15 protein-coding genes are annotated in these 13,618 nt (G+C 37.5%); 5 read left to right on the top strand and 10 right to left on the bottom strand.

All coding sequences use genetic code 11. From position 1 onward, the window contains the following. The first annotated feature begins 136 nt into the window (after positions 1 to 136). Both SOM16_RS05290 and SOM16_RS05285 read left to right on the top strand, forming a co-directional pair. Complete coding sequence (locus SOM16_RS05290) at positions 137 to 1,513, top strand: dicarboxylate/amino acid:cation symporter (protein WP_320462948.1); 1,377 nt, start codon at positions 137 to 139, stop codon at positions 1,511 to 1,513. A gap of 177 nt (positions 1,514 to 1,690) precedes the next feature. After that, a complete protein-coding gene (locus SOM16_RS05285) occupies positions 1,691 to 2,191 on the top strand; it encodes a hypothetical protein (RefSeq protein WP_320462947.1) in 501 nt (166 codons plus the stop codon). Positions 2,192 to 2,236: 45 nt separating this feature from the next. Here the strand turns inward: SOM16_RS05285 and SOM16_RS05280 are convergent, their stop codons facing one another. Next, positions 2,237 to 2,389, bottom strand: coding sequence for a hypothetical protein (locus SOM16_RS05280; protein WP_320462946.1), 153 nt, complete (start codon positions 2,387 to 2,389; stop codon positions 2,237 to 2,239). A 343-nt stretch (positions 2,390 to 2,732) separates the two neighbouring features. Between SOM16_RS05280 and rplU the strand changes: the two genes are divergently transcribed. Then, positions 2,733 to 3,044 carry a 50S ribosomal protein L21 gene (gene rplU, locus SOM16_RS05275; RefSeq protein WP_025146774.1) on the top strand — a complete coding sequence of 104 codons (312 nt, stop codon included), beginning with the start codon at positions 2,733 to 2,735 and terminating at the stop codon, positions 3,042 to 3,044. Between the two features lie 51 nt (positions 3,045 to 3,095). Continuing rightward, positions 3,096 to 3,506, top strand: coding sequence for a 50S ribosomal protein L27 (gene rpmA / locus SOM16_RS05270; protein ID WP_320462945.1), 411 nt, complete (start codon positions 3,096 to 3,098; stop codon positions 3,504 to 3,506). Between the two features lie 128 nt (positions 3,507 to 3,634). Here the strand turns inward: rpmA and SOM16_RS05265 are convergent, their stop codons facing one another. From SOM16_RS05265 to SOM16_RS05240, 6 genes are all read right to left on the bottom strand, one after another. Continuing rightward, positions 3,635 to 4,609 carry a polyprenyl synthetase family protein gene (locus tag SOM16_RS05265; RefSeq protein ID WP_320462944.1) on the bottom strand — a complete coding sequence of 325 codons (975 nt, stop codon included), beginning with the start codon at positions 4,607 to 4,609 and terminating at the stop codon, positions 3,635 to 3,637. A 12-nt stretch (positions 4,610 to 4,621) separates the two neighbouring features. Further along, positions 4,622 to 5,767: a carboxypeptidase-like regulatory domain-containing protein gene (locus SOM16_RS05260; RefSeq protein WP_320462943.1), complete on the bottom strand. Its 1,146-nt coding sequence runs from the start codon at positions 5,765 to 5,767 to the stop codon at positions 4,622 to 4,624. A gap of 5 nt (positions 5,768 to 5,772) precedes the next feature. Next, positions 5,773 to 7,905 (bottom strand): ribonuclease R, encoded by a 2,133-nt coding sequence (gene rnr / locus SOM16_RS05255; protein WP_320462942.1) that lies wholly within the window; start codon positions 7,903 to 7,905, stop codon positions 5,773 to 5,775. Between the two features lie 144 nt (positions 7,906 to 8,049). Further along, positions 8,050 to 9,078: a sialidase family protein gene (locus tag SOM16_RS05250; RefSeq protein WP_320462941.1), complete on the bottom strand. Its 1,029-nt coding sequence runs from the start codon at positions 9,076 to 9,078 to the stop codon at positions 8,050 to 8,052. A 9-nt stretch (positions 9,079 to 9,087) separates the two neighbouring features. After that, positions 9,088 to 10,791, bottom strand: coding sequence for an ABC transporter ATP-binding protein (locus SOM16_RS05245; RefSeq protein ID WP_320462940.1), 1,704 nt, complete (start codon positions 10,789 to 10,791; stop codon positions 9,088 to 9,090). After that, positions 10,791 to 11,504: a 3'-5' exonuclease gene (locus tag SOM16_RS05240; RefSeq protein ID WP_320462939.1), complete on the bottom strand. Its 714-nt coding sequence runs from the start codon at positions 11,502 to 11,504 to the stop codon at positions 10,791 to 10,793. The genes SOM16_RS05245 and SOM16_RS05240 overlap by 1 nt, the downstream gene beginning before the upstream one ends. A gap of 106 nt (positions 11,505 to 11,610) precedes the next feature. Between SOM16_RS05240 and SOM16_RS05235 the strand changes: the two genes are divergently transcribed. Then, on the top strand, positions 11,611 to 12,108 hold the full coding sequence (locus SOM16_RS05235; RefSeq protein WP_320462938.1) for a DUF1579 domain-containing protein: 498 nt from the start codon (positions 11,611 to 11,613) through the stop codon (positions 12,106 to 12,108). Positions 12,109 to 12,145: 37 nt separating this feature from the next. On the opposite strand, the gene SOM16_RS05230 is transcribed toward SOM16_RS05235, so the two are convergent. The 3 genes from SOM16_RS05230 to SOM16_RS05220 are packed head-to-tail and all read right to left on the bottom strand — an operon-like array spanning position 12,146 to position 13,577. Beyond that, complete coding sequence (locus tag SOM16_RS05230; protein WP_320462937.1) at positions 12,146 to 13,042, bottom strand: DUF72 domain-containing protein; 897 nt, start codon at positions 13,040 to 13,042, stop codon at positions 12,146 to 12,148. A 21-nt stretch (positions 13,043 to 13,063) separates the two neighbouring features. Then, complete coding sequence (locus SOM16_RS05225) at positions 13,064 to 13,321, bottom strand: Txe/YoeB family addiction module toxin (RefSeq protein ID WP_320462936.1); 258 nt, start codon at positions 13,319 to 13,321, stop codon at positions 13,064 to 13,066. Next, positions 13,311 to 13,577, bottom strand: coding sequence for a type II toxin-antitoxin system prevent-host-death family antitoxin (locus SOM16_RS05220; RefSeq protein ID WP_320462935.1), 267 nt, complete (start codon positions 13,575 to 13,577; stop codon positions 13,311 to 13,313). The genes SOM16_RS05225 and SOM16_RS05220 overlap by 11 nt, the downstream gene beginning before the upstream one ends. Positions 13,578 to 13,618: the final 41 nt, after the last annotated feature.

The following is a 13,618-nucleotide window of genomic DNA, read 5'->3' as shown; positions in this document are numbered from 1 at the left end:
GATATTGATGAGCTGGTAATGTTACAGCGAAAGTAAAAATTTAAGTGATCATTCCTACTGTAAGAAATCAAAATTTGTTACACCACGTAAATATCGTAGTTTTACCAAATTAATAGAGCCACAAACTTTTTTATTCATGAAGAAAAACAAACTCACGCTTTTTATTTTCATAGCGCTGATTGCTGGTATCGCACTGGGCTACATTTTAAATATCAATTCTATTGATGTTTACAATCAGAAAATTCTCACCGCAGATGCGAACGTTAAAAGCATAGAAGTTAAGATTAAGAAAACACCAGATACCACAAGCGCTGTTTTTACTCAATTAAAAGCAGAGCGGAAACTTAACGCAGGCGTTAAGAAAGAAAACGAAGAGATCCGTGAAAAGAAACTGGAATATTTCACGCTGTTAAGTGATATTTTTCTCCGACTGATTAAAATGATTGTCGCACCGCTTGTATTTACCACATTGGTGGTTGGGGTTGCAAAAGTTGGCGATATTAAGGCGGTAGGACGGATCGGTGGTAAAACATTAGGCTGGTTCATGGCAATGTCTCTTATGTCGCTGGTGCTGGGTTTAATTCTGGTCAATTTATTTGAACCAGGTAAACACATGCAATTAACCTTGCCAGATCAATTGGTAAATACCGGAATTCAAAAGGCTTCTATGAGTGTAAAAGATTTCATCGCGCATGTATTTCCAAAAAGCATTGCCGAATCTATGGCGACCAACGAAATTTTGCAGATTGTTGTCTTCTCCCTGTTTTTTGGTGTAGCCACTGCAGCGATTGGAGATTTGGGGCAGGTGGTCATTAAAGCCTTTGATGCCATTGCTCATGTAATTCTTAAAATGACTGGCTACGTAATGAATTTCGCTCCTTTAGCCGTTTTTGGTGCGATGACGGCTATTGTAGCCAAGCAAGGTTTAAATGTTTTAAATACGTATGCGATATTTATTGGCGAGTTCTACTTAGGCTTAGCCATTTTATGGTCTATGCTGATTTTTATCGGCTTTTTAATCCTTAAGAAAAGAGTATTCAAGTTGGTAAATGATATGAAAGAGCCGGCTATTCTGGCTTTTAGTACGGCTAGTAGTGAGGCGGCATATCCAAAAACGATGATGCTTTTAGAGCGCTTTGGCTGTAAAGATAAAATTGTGAGTTTTGTGTTGCCACTAGGTTATTCGTTCAATTTGGATGGCTCCATGATGTACATGACGTTTGCGTCTTTATTTATTGCACAGGCTTATGGCATTCATTTAGGCTTCGAGCAACAAATTTCCATGTTGCTTATTTTAATGTTAACCAGTAAAGGAATCGCTGGCGTACCACGTGCATCATTGGTGGTTATTGCGGGTACCATAGCGAGTTTCAATATTCCGGAGGCTGGCTTGGCATTGCTGATTGGTATAGATCCGCTATTGGATATGGGCCGCTCTGCAACAAACGTAGTGGGTAACTCTATTGCAACGGCAGTAGTAAGCAAATGGGAAGGGGAGTTAAAAGAGGCCTGAGTCGAGAGTCATTAAGCTGGAGTCTATTTTTTCATAACTTAATCGTCATTAAATGATTTTCGAATGAGGAGATTTTTCAGGAAAAATGCAAGCTTTGCAGCGTTTTAAAACCAGCTACTCATTCAAAAATTCAGTAATTCATTCATTCAATAATTCATTCATTCAATAATAAAAACTGTGTCAACCAGAGGAAAAAAAATATTCTTAGCCATTACCATCATCGTGCCGATGATCATCTATTGTTACATTTATTATAAACCAATTATTCAGAATGCACCTTTCCGTAAAGATGATTTTGTGTCTATGCAATTTAGCTATGGACTTAAAGATACATTAGAAAATAATTATGATTCAAAAACCGGAGTTTATCATTACGTAAATAATAAAGATTCTGTGGTGACTAAAAAGTTCTTTTTAAAGAGCGATGATGTGTTATATATGCATAGAAAGGCGAATGAAATAGGCCTGTGGAATTTTCCAGACACCATTGGGAAGAAAAGCGACAAATCAAGATTGGTTCCACGTTATGATATTACTTTTAATTATAAAGAAAAATCAAAACATGTCACTGTTTATGGCGATTTTGATGGCAATCCGAAATTATTGGATGCGGCTGTTCAAATGAGAAAGATTATTCAGGAGACGCTTTTGCAGGCAGAGAAACGCTCCGGAAAATAACAGTAAGATATTTATTAGGAAAGCCTTTAACATGATCGCCTTGTGTTAAAGGCTTTTTTGTTTTTGAATTGTTCCAGGATTTGGAAATGAAAGGCAGTGCTTTTGGCGGGCATCAGTCCCGCTTTCCGTTCTAAGCACCGCTGAAGAAGCGGAGGCTTCCACTGCAATCGGGTTTAAGGACTGGAGCTTGTTTTCCATAGCAGAGAGGTAGGTGCGGGAATTTTATTAAGTTTTAGGGGAACTGACGTGGTTAGGATTGCCAGCCCGGGTTAAATAAACCTGATGGCAATGGAAAGCCCGGAGTGCAGCAAGGACTTGTAATGAACAGCAGGGCAGGGGGAAGCCAGGTATTGCCTAACATTGCTTTCCAAAATCAACCTCAAATGCTAATAAAAATCAATCTTGCAATACTTAAATCCTCCAAATCATGATGCAGAAGATTTATAGTGAAAAATATTTTCGATATGTGTTTGTGTGTTAATTGAATTTATTCTATATTTGCACCTCGTTAAATAAAAATTAAAAAACTAATATTTAAACAATGTACGCAATAGTAAATATAGCAGGGCAGCAATTTAAAGTTGCTAAAGACCAGCACCTTTTTGTACACAGATTGCAAGGAGATGAAGGCGCTAGTATTGAATTTGATAATGTATTGTTGGTTGATAATGGTGGTGCTATCACTGTAGGGGCTCCTGCAGTTAAAGGTGCTAAAGTTTCAGCTAAGATCGTATCTCATTTAAAAGGTGATAAAGTGATCATTTTCCACAAAAAACGTAGAAAAGGTTACAAAAAGAAAAACGGTCACCGCCAGTTCTTCACTAAGATCCAGATCTCTGACATCACGTTATAATTAATTGTTAACCCAATAATTCGCTTTTAGCGAGTTACAAAATATAAAATCATGGCACACAAAAAAGGAGCCGGTAGTTCGAAAAACGGACGTGAATCGCATAGTAAGCGTTTAGGTATTAAAATTTTCGGTGGTCAGTTAGCTATCGCTGGAAACATTTTAGTACGTCAACGTGGTACAAAACACCATCCAGATAAAAATGTTGGTTTAGGAAAAGACCATACATTATTTGCTTTGATTGATGGTACAGTAGTTTTTAGAAAGAAACAAGATAACAAATCTTATGTATCTGTTCTTCCTATCTCTGATGCTGAAATTGAAGAAGCATTAGCGAAAAAACCAGCTGTGAAAAAAGAAGCTGAAGCTAAAGAAGTTGTTGCTGAAGCACCAGTGAAAAAAGCACCAGCTAAAAAAGCGGTTCAAGCAGATGAAGCTACTGAAGAAGCTGCGGTTGCAGAATAATCAGTATCAAACAATATTTAAAAAACCTTCAATGAAAATTGAAGGTTTTTTTATGATCATTTTTTCTTCGCAAAAAAAAAAGCTGATCATCCAGGAGATATCAGCTGTTATATATTTAATCGTCAGTATTAATATTCCCTTGCCATTAACTGGTTGGTGAGCGTAAACAGGTTATACTTTCTTTCATCACTCACATTAATTTGTTCAAACAAACTCAATGCCTTCTCCAGGTAGTTGTTCATACTTTGTTTGGCAATGTTCTGAATATCTAATGTATCGTAAACTGATTTCACTGTAGCTACCTTTTCCAGAACGTCAAAATCTTTATAACCCGTCCAGGTATCTAATGACTCCTTAATCTTACCATCAGCCAATTCGAATGCTTTCAAAAGTAAAAATGTCTTCTTATTTGCGATAATATCTCCCCCCACTTGTTTGCCGAATTTCTCTGGATCAGCATATACGTCCAAGATGTCATCCTGAAGCTGAAAAGCGATACCTATATTCTCTCCAAATTGGTAGATCAGATCAGCATCTTTCTCTGATGCCCCGGCAATAATGGCACCAAGCTTCAATGCACCGCCAAGCAGCACAGCCGTTTTCAATCTGATCATATTGATGTATTCTTCAATACTCACATCATCACGGCTTTCAAATTCCATATCGAGCTGCTGACCTTCACAAACACCCTGAGCAGTTGCATTAAAAGTGTCAAGCACATCTTTCAGAAAAATTGGATTAACCTTTGCAAGGTTTTTGTTGGCCTCAACCATCATTACATCTCCACTGAGTATGGCCGTGTTGGTACTCCATTTTTCATGTACTGTTGGCTTCCCTCTACGTAAAGGCGCATTGTCCATAATGTCATCATGAACCAGTGTAAAATTGTGGAAGACCTCAATGGCCATTGCGGCATGGATGGCATCATGTGCATCCTTACCAAACAATTCTGTTCCCATCAAAACCAATAACGGGCGGATACGTTTGCCCCCAAGATTGATGATGTAAGTAATGGGGTCATAAAGTTGTTTAGGCTGATCTGGAAACCTTAAGTTTTGTATTGCTGTATTTAAAATTTGTTGTAGCTGGTCAGTTGTATGCATTGCACTAGTTTGTTATTGAGGTCTTTCCAATATTTTTATTGCCTCTTCTTCTTTTACTGTTCGTTTGATTATAACATTCGACTTCCAAAAATCGGCATTATAAACCATATTTTGTGTTGTTTTTACGTCATTGGTTTTACTTTGAAGTGCTTTTAAATCAAGATTATACTGTTTTCCATAATCTATCATATATAGTGTATTGCATAATTCCAGATTTTTTGTGCCCAGTCCCATTAATGTCATTTTACTTTTTACAGTAAATACCGAGAAGTCTAAAATATTTTTTAAGTCACTATTTAAGCGGTATTGAGACATCAGGTTAACCTCTTTTGTTTTAGCACCGAGTAAGCCTTTGCTGTCGAAATTAAAATTTTTCAACTTGCCATCTATCTTCAGCACATGATGAGTTTCTGTATTTACGTAATAATCGCCTTCAAAATAACGTTTGTTGGTTTTTATTTTGAGCAGGCAGTTAATTACGACAACTTCCTCTCCATTTAGTTGATAGGTGCTTTTTACTTTAAAAGTATATAACGAATCTAGTTTTGGTGACAAAGGTTTAATGAAACTGCTATTTGAAAGATAGCCAGAAAGCTCAAACGTAGATACACTTAAATTGGTGTAGGATACATGACTGTCATTTTTCAGAAATCTACTTTCTTTAGGTGCCCATCTTAATAAACCGTAACCTTTCCATTCTGCATTAAAGAATATTTCGTTTAAGTAAGTCGGTTTATCTGCTTCATAGGCAATTTGGCGTAAAAATGATTTTGCATAAAAAGGTTCTTCTAACGTTTCTAAAGCCTTTTGGTAAGCGCTTTTCATGATGGAAAGTGCATTATTGCCAATCACTACTTCGCTCAGATTTTGCGTAATTGGTTTTAATTTAAATGTTGTAGATGTCTCAGTTACTTTAGCTTTAACGGCTTGGTAGCTGATATGCGAAAGGTAAATTTCGCAGGGGAGCGACTTAACCGTAAGTTCAAACTCCCCGTTTTCATTGCTGATGGTTTTATGGTTTTGATCAGCCTGTATCGTTACATAAGCAATTGCGGTATTACTATCCTCATCTAAGATTCTACCCTTTATGGTTTGCGCCAGGAGTGTGCTAGAGATTAAAAGAAAGAGTATAACGCTAAGGGTAAGCTTCACCTTCATTTAGACTAATCAGGAATAAGCGTAAAATCAATCTGACGTTTGGCAAGATCCACTTTCTTCACGCGGATCATTACTTCATCACCTAGCTGATATTTTTTCTTTTTGCGCTGTCCTACTATGCAGTAATTTTTCTCATCCAGAACATAAAAGTCATCAGAAATATCGCGCAGGCGAATCATGCCTTCGCATTTGTTTTCTTCAATTTCTACATACATTCCCCATTCCGTAACACCAGAAATGATGCCTTTGTATTCAGTACCAATATTGTTTTCCAGGTATTCTGCTTGTTTATATTTGATCGAAGCACGCTCAGCATCAGCAGCGCGTTTTTCCATAGCAGAAGAATGTACACAAGCCACTTCGTAGAACTCTGCATCTGCAGATTTTCCGCCATCCAGGTAGGTTTGTAGTAAGCGGTGTGCCATTACATCAGGATAACGACGAATAGGAGAGGTAAAATGAGTGTAATATTCAAATGCCAAACCGTAATGGCTTGTTTTTTTAGTTGAGTAAATTGCTTTTGCCATAGAGCGGATGGCCAGAGAAGTTAAAATGTTTTGTTCCTTTTTGCCTTCCACGTCTGCCATTAAATGATTAAGCGATTTTGCGATTTCCTTATCAGATTTAGTGTTGATTTTATATCCAAAACGTGAAGCAAACGTAGCAAAAGTATTTAAAGTTTCCATGTTTGGAGAATCGTGAACACGGTAAACGAATGTCAGTTTTTTTTCTCCCTTTTGTTTCTTAGCTACATACTCAGCCACTTTTCTATTGGCTAAAAGCATACAATCTTCAATCAGTTTATGCGCATCTTTACGCTCTTTTACATAAACGCCGATTGGTTTGCCAGACTCATCCAATTTGAATTTAACCTCTGTACTTTCAAAGCTAATGGCGCCATTTTTAAATTTTCGATCGCGTAAGATGTACGCAAGTTCGTTAAGTTTAAGAATTTCTTCGGCATGATCGCCTGTTTTATTCTCAATAACTTCCTGCGCTTCTTCGTAGCTGAAGCGTCTGTCAGAATGGATTACCGTTCTGCCGTACCATTCATTTTGAATGTTTGCTTGTTCGTCTAATTCGAACACGGCAGCAAAGCATAATTTATCTTCATGCGGACGAAGTGAACACACGCCGTTGCTTAAACGCTCAGGTAACATAGGAATTACCCGATCAACAAGATATACGGATGTTGCACGACTATAAGCTTCTTTATCCAAGTCTGTTCCCTGAATTACATAATGGGAAACATCAGCAATGTGGACGCCAATTTCATAATTGCCATTCGGTAACTTCTGATAAGAAATGGCATCATCAAAATCTTTGGCATCGGCCGGATCTATAGTGAAAGTTAATACGTTTCTAAAATCTTTACGTTTATCAATTTCAGCTTGTGGGATTTCTTCTGGAATGGCATTGGCTTCTTTCTCTACCTGTGCAGGAAATTCCAGTGGAAAACCATACTGTGCTAAAATGGCATTCATTTCTGTATTGTTCTCACCTTGATTACCTAGAACATGTTTTACAATTCCGATTGGGTTTTTAGCGCTTTCAGGCCAGTCTGATAATGTTACTAAAACCCGCTGGCCATTTTTGGCCTCTAATGTATCTGAAAGGGGCACGAAAATATCATGCATCATCTTTTTATCATCTGCAATAACAAAAGCAAAACGATCGGAGATTTTAATTACGCCTGTGAAATCTGATTTAGCACGTTTGATAATTTCTACAACCTCGCCATCATTTTTACGTCCACTTTTTTTAGCGAAAACATAAGCCTTCACGGTATCGCCATGTAAAGCATTTTTCAGCTTTTTGGGTGCTACAAAAATGTCTTTTTCAAATTCATCCTGGGGAACAATATATGCAGAACCATCAGCGGTCATATCAACCGTGCCGATAATAAAGTTTTGAAGATCTTTAAGCTTGTATTTGCCTTTTTCAGGCTCCAGATAGATGCCAGCACCTTTTCCTTCTTTTAATATTTCTAAAATGGTCTCTTTAGATTCCTGATCGTTAAGGTTTAACTTGGCGGAAACTTGTTTATAATTGAGTAACTGATTATTGTTCTTTTCAAAAACATCGCTAACCAATTGATTCAGAACCAATTTTATATTTGCTGATTTTTTCTTTGCCATAATTAAAAAACTGAATTTATCGAAGATACAGAAAAGATGCAAAGGATGGAAAGATGACGATGGAAAATGGTTTATGGGAGAATAGGAAATGGAAAACAGGACTGGAATGGGGGCGTTATTAGGGGTTATACGAAATAGATTGCGCTAGTTAAATAATTTAAGTTCAACATATTTTATTTTCTGTCGTTCGGAGGTATAGCTTAAATGCACCTGTCCATTTTTATCCTGAATAATCGCCGGATAGCTATATTCACCCTTTTCATGATTTTCTAAAGTATAAATGTCTTTCCAGGTTTTGCCATTTTTAGATATTGCCAATTTAAGTACAGACCGGCCTTCCCACCAGTTTTTGCCCGCGGCTAAAGGATTGTAAATAAGTAACTGCCGTCCATCTTTTAAGGTAACGGCATCACTCCCGGAGTTTGGGTTTGGTAAACTGGTTGCAGCTAGTTTAGACCAATGTTTACCATCATCAACAGACCAGCTTTCTACGATTACATTTTGTCTGCTTCTGCAAAGTAATTGCAGTTTTCCGTTCGGGTAGGTAAGAATTGATGGCTGAATAACGCCAAAGGTGTCACAATCAATGTTTATCTTCTCCCAATTTCTATTTTCGCCATCTGATTTTTCTAAGTGGATGCTCCAGGTTTTTTCATCTAAACTTTCTGTATTTGATGGATAAAGGATGGTGTTTTTATTGAGTTGAACTGGCTTGTTTTTGATTGGGCCGAGAAAACCCGCGGGCAACTTAACGGCTTCAGACCATGTTTCCCCATTATCCTTCGATGTTTTATACACCGCCCACCATGCTCTCGGATTTGGACCTATTTTGTAATGTAGGGTCAGCGTTCCATCCAACGATTTGAAGAGCACCGGATTCCAACAGGCAAACCTGGTCGAGTCGTTTATAATTCCATTGGCTACAAGTTTTGGTACACTCCATTTTTTATGCGTCTTAATAGCTGTCCAGATGGCTACACTCTTGTCGCCTTCGTGTTTTCCGCCAAACCAGGCTGCCATTATCTTTCCCTTACCCAAATCTACGAGGGTAGAAGCATGGCAGGCGGCAAATGGCGCATTTTCAAAAATATATTCAGATGCTATGATTTCGATATTTTGTGCTTTGGCTGATAAGCTAATGGTACACAGTAGGATAAAAAAATAACGCAACATTTTATTGATTTAATTGCCTGGGATGGCTTCGATTAACTTCTTTGTATATTCAGCTTTAGGCGCATAAAAGATCTGTTCCGGAAAGCCTTCTTCTTCAATTTTTCCCTTATTCATTACCATGATACGATCGGAGATGTGTTTAACCACTGCAAGATCGTGCGAGATAAAAATGTAGGTAAGACCAAATTCGCTTTGAAGATCTCTGATTAGATTTAACACCTGTGCTTGTACTGAAACATCCAGAGCAGAAACAGATTCATCGCAGATGATAAACCTGGGTTCTAAAGCCAATGCCCTTGCAATGACCACCCGTTGGCGTTGGCCACCACTAAACTCATGTGGATAGCGGTTAAAATGCTCTTCCTTTAAGCCAACTTTATAAAGTAATTCTAATACCTTTTGCTTTCTTTCCGAATCGTTTTTTAGCAATCGATGAACTTGTAAAGGTTCCAGAATGGATTGACCAATGCTTAGTTTAGGATTTAGCGAGGCATAAGGATCTTGAAAAACAATTTGCATATCTTTTCTAAGTTTCCTTAATGTGCTGCTATTAATGTTGGTAATGTCCTGGTTATTGAAAATGATACTGCCAGATGTGGGTTGAATCAACCTTAAGATGGTTCTCCCAAGTGTTGTTTTGCCACATCCTGATTCACCAACTAAACCAAGTGTTTCACCAGGGAACACATCAAAAGTAATCTGATCAACCGCTTTGACATAATCTGTAGTTTTACCAAAAATGCCGTTATGAATTGGATACCATGTGCAAAGATTTTTGATCTGGAGGATTGGTTTTTGTTTGTACAGCATTTCCCTGCGGGCGGAGATTTCCTTGTCCGTTAACTGGTTGGATGCATGAAGGTGTGCGCTGGCATCATCAACTTTTCCGGTAAGAAAATCTGCAACTACCGGAAGCTTTTTTAATTGAAGCAAAGGTGAGGGGCGGCAAGCCAGCAGACCTTTTGTATAAGGGTGTTGTGGATTTTCGAATATGGATTTAGCTGTACCTTGTTCCACAATTTCGCCTTTATACATTACGGCAACTTCATCGGCAATTTCATTCACCACACCCAAATCATGGGAAATGAAAATCATTGCCATATTGCGCTCTTCTTTTAACTTTAAAAGCAATTGAAGAATTGTTTTTTGAACGGTAACATCTAAGGCCGTTGTAGGTTCGTCTGCAATTAAGAGTTTTGGGTTGCAACTTAGTGCCATTGCAATCATCACCCTTTGCTTTTGGCCGCCGGAGATTTGGTGTGGATAGCTATCGAATATTTTTTCAGGTCGTGGAAGTTGCACTTCGTTAAACAAGTCAATTGTTTTTTGTTTAGCGGTTTGCTTATCAACTTTCTGGTGCAACATAATCGCCTCAGCCACTTGCTCTCCGCAGGTAAATACAGGGTTCAGGGAAGTCATCGGCTCCTGGAAAATCATTGAAATCTGATTCCCTCTTATTTGGCGGATTTCATTGGCACTTAAACGCAGTAAACTGATGTCTTCAAAGTCGATTTCTCCGGTAATTTTCGCCGATCTTTCATCATGCAAGCGCATAATAGAAAAAGAAGTTACCGATTTGCCAGAGCCGGATTCGCCTACAATACCTAAAACAGTACCTTCTTTTACGGTAAAACTAATTGTTTTTACAGCTTGGAACCAGGTTTTCTCATCCTGGTTATAGAAATCGATAGTTAAGTTTTCAACGTTTAGCATCAGCTTACAATGGTAATGTTTTCTGGCGGAATTATTTCTATTCCTTTAAATTTTAACAGCACTTGTGCTGTGGTAATCACATCTTTTTGACAATAAGTTACAATCCGATCCAGATTTTTTTCCTCGTAATATACTTGTCTCACCTGGCTGCCGTCTATATCATCTTTTGGGGTTGGAATATTGAGGATAGCGGCAAGTAAATTCAGGGAGGTGAAATGTTTGTAATCTCCGAACTTCCACATTTCCATGGTATCTAAATGATTCACCTCCCATGGTTTTTTGCCAGAAATATCCAATGGTGGCGGTATTTCTAATCCATTTACCAATAGCCGTCTGCAGAGGTAAGGGTAGTCAAACTCCTTGCCGTTGTGTGCACAGAACATCAAAGATGTGGCTTGTTTTTCGATCAGGGAAGAGAACTGCTGCAGAATTTGCCTTTCATCATCGCCTGCAAATGATTTTAACCTTAAGGAATATGATTTGTGCTGATAACTGAAAATCCCCAGGCTAATACAGATGATCTTTCCAAACTCCGCTAATATTCCAGCACGTTCATAAAATTCTTCTGCGCTTTGATCTGGCCTTCGCTGATGACTGGTTTTAATTTCCCAAAGTTCCTGCAGGTTTGGCGGAACATCGTTATAAGATGGGTATTGCGGAACGGTTTCAATATCAAGTACAATCACCTGACTTAAATCGAGTGTTTTTAGCATTGGCGTTTAATGTTGAATAATTGAATCTTGACAGCAGGCCGGTTCTTCGGCCCTTACAATTTACAATTATCATTCAATAAATCAGTAATATTATTTAAGTTTGAGAATGGCACAAAACAAATTCGAGCAATCCCTTGCGAGTGGAGCTCATCAAAAACTTCAGAGTTTAGTTGGTAGTTGGTCAGGAATCACAAAAACATGGTTTGAAAAGGATGTTTTGGTTGATGAGTGTCTATCAACGGCAAAAATCTCATCAATTTTAGGTGGCCGGTTTATCGTTTATGATTATGAAAGCAGTTTGGAAGGAAAGCCTTTGGAAGGAAAAATGATTATTGGTTTCGATATCCCTTATCAAAAATTTACCTTTAGCTGGATAGATAGCTTTCACATGGGTACGCAGATTATGCATGCTAAAGGAGAGGTCACAGAAAAGGGATTTTCAATTCTTGGTGCTTATGGTAATCCGGAATATGGTGATCAGCTATTTGGCTGGCGTACCGAACTCGAAATTATTAACGATGAAAAAATCATTTTTTCAGCCTACAACATTATGCCAGGAGAAGAAGAAACAAAAGCGATAGAAGCGGTTTACAAACGGTTATAACTCATGGCATTTTTTTTGAAATACCATGAGTTATAAATTAAAATAGTGAAGGTGAGCTTTGATTAGCCATGACCGGGATTTTTAAATCGGTTCCAAGCGCCTTATTTAATTTTTCTGTGAGGTAGGCAGAGAATAACGGCGAGGATAGTTCTACATTTTGGTGAACAAAGAAGTAGAGGTTTTCCAATCCTTGCTTTTTCCAATCTACTATTCTTTCCACCCAATCATCCAAACGCTTTTTATCTATTTCATCTACATTGGCACCCACAAACCTGATAAATGCTGTTGGCGTAGTTAAACGCATGTGCAGCATATCTCTGCGGCCAGCGGTATCTACAATGATGTTTGTAATGCTATTATCTTCAAAGAGTTTAGCAAATTCGCTTGCTATGGCAGCATTTGAAAACCATTCCTGATTTCTTACTTCTACACCTAAAGGAATTACTTTTGGAAATTCAGTAGCAACAATTTTTAGTCGTTCAAAATCTTTAGGCTTAAAGTTATCATGCAACTGAAGAAATGCCATCCCTAATTTATCTTCGAAATTACTAATGGCATCGCAAAATTGTTCCACAGGTTCTTTAACATTAATGAGCCTTTTAAAATGACTTACCGTATTGGTGAGTTTTGGGAAGAATTTAAAATCTGCAGGTGTTTTTTCTGTCCAGGTGATCACTTGTTCGCTTGATGGCATGCCGTAAAAGGTTGCATTAAGCTCTATTGAATTAAATTGGGTAGAATAATAAGTTAATTCATCCTTTGTGCCTTTTGGATAAAAACCTTTTAAGTCTGCCTTATTCCACTTTGCACAGCCTATATAAGCTTTGAAATCTTGTTTAGGTTTATTTGCGGCCAAGATTGCTGTTGTTTCTTTGGCATCAGCGGGAAGGGTATAATCTATAATGGATGGGTCGTCTACTTTACCGAATTGCATATTGTAAATTGTTTTAGCTAATTAATCGTAATGAAATCTGCATTTGATGATTAAAATTTCATCATCTTCAAACTTATAAATTAATCGGTGTTCATCATCTATTCTGCGTGACCAAAATCCTGAATACTTGTGTTTTAAAGACTCTGGTTTCCCAATGCCAGTAAAAGGATTTCGAGATATATCTTTAAGTAGTTCATTAATTTTCTTCAACTTTTTTTTATCTGTAAGTTGCCAATAAAGATAATCTTCCCACGATTCATCTACGAATTTATATTTCATCGTATTCTTCGATTAATGCTTTATCGAAAGACTTTCCTTCCCTTAAATTTTTTATTGCATTATCTAAACGCTTTTCATTTTTATGTGAAGATAGCTCATGGTTTGTAGCCATTAAGGCATTATATTCATTTAAAGACATTACCACGATACCTTCGTCTTTTCCTCTATTTATAATTAAGGTTTCGAAGTTTTTAACGACCTTATCAAGGTAAGATTTAATGTCTTTTCTAAAATCAGAAATACTTGTTATTAACATAATCGATTTTTGTACCAAATTATGTACAAATATACTAAATA

This window comes from Pedobacter sp. CFBP9032, assembly GCF_034045265.1.
GTDB lineage: Bacteria > Bacteroidota > Bacteroidia > Sphingobacteriales > Sphingobacteriaceae > Pedobacter.
This window is presented reverse-complemented; position numbering and strand designations above follow the sequence as displayed.

What these genes read in the sequence shown, in the direction of transcription:
- SOM16_RS05290 (WP_320462948.1), top strand. Translation starts at nt 137, where the DNA reads ATGAAGAAAAACAAACTCACGCTTTTTATTTTCATAGCGCTGATTGCT.
- SOM16_RS05280 (WP_320462946.1), bottom strand. Translation starts at nt 2,389, where the DNA reads ATGGAAAACAAGCTCCAGTCCTTAAACCCGATTGCAGTGGAAGCCTCC.
- rplU (WP_025146774.1), top strand. Translation starts at nt 2,733, where the DNA reads ATGTACGCAATAGTAAATATAGCAGGGCAGCAATTTAAAGTTGCTAAA.
- rpmA (WP_320462945.1), top strand. Translation starts at nt 3,096, where the DNA reads ATGGCACACAAAAAAGGAGCCGGTAGTTCGAAAAACGGACGTGAATCG.
- SOM16_RS05265 (WP_320462944.1), bottom strand. Translation starts at nt 4,609, where the DNA reads ATGCATACAACTGACCAGCTACAACAAATTTTAAATACAGCAATACAA.
- SOM16_RS05260 (WP_320462943.1), bottom strand. Translation starts at nt 5,767, where the DNA reads ATGAAGGTGAAGCTTACCCTTAGCGTTATACTCTTTCTTTTAATCTCT.
- rnr (WP_320462942.1), bottom strand. Translation starts at nt 7,905, where the DNA reads ATGGCAAAGAAAAAATCAGCAAATATAAAATTGGTTCTGAATCAATTG.
- SOM16_RS05250 (WP_320462941.1), bottom strand. Translation starts at nt 9,078, where the DNA reads ATGTTGCGTTATTTTTTTATCCTACTGTGTACCATTAGCTTATCAGCC.
- SOM16_RS05245 (WP_320462940.1), bottom strand. Translation starts at nt 10,791, where the DNA reads ATGCTAAACGTTGAAAACTTAACTATCGATTTCTATAACCAGGATGAG.
- SOM16_RS05240 (WP_320462939.1), bottom strand. Translation starts at nt 11,504, where the DNA reads ATGCTAAAAACACTCGATTTAAGTCAGGTGATTGTACTTGATATTGAA.
- SOM16_RS05235 (WP_320462938.1), top strand. Translation starts at nt 11,611, where the DNA reads ATGGCACAAAACAAATTCGAGCAATCCCTTGCGAGTGGAGCTCATCAA.
- SOM16_RS05230 (WP_320462937.1), bottom strand. Translation starts at nt 13,042, where the DNA reads ATGCAATTCGGTAAAGTAGACGACCCATCCATTATAGATTATACCCTT.
- SOM16_RS05225 (WP_320462936.1), bottom strand. Translation starts at nt 13,321, where the DNA reads ATGAAATATAAATTCGTAGATGAATCGTGGGAAGATTATCTTTATTGG.
- SOM16_RS05220 (WP_320462935.1), bottom strand. Translation starts at nt 13,577, where the DNA reads ATGTTAATAACAAGTATTTCTGATTTTAGAAAAGACATTAAATCTTAC.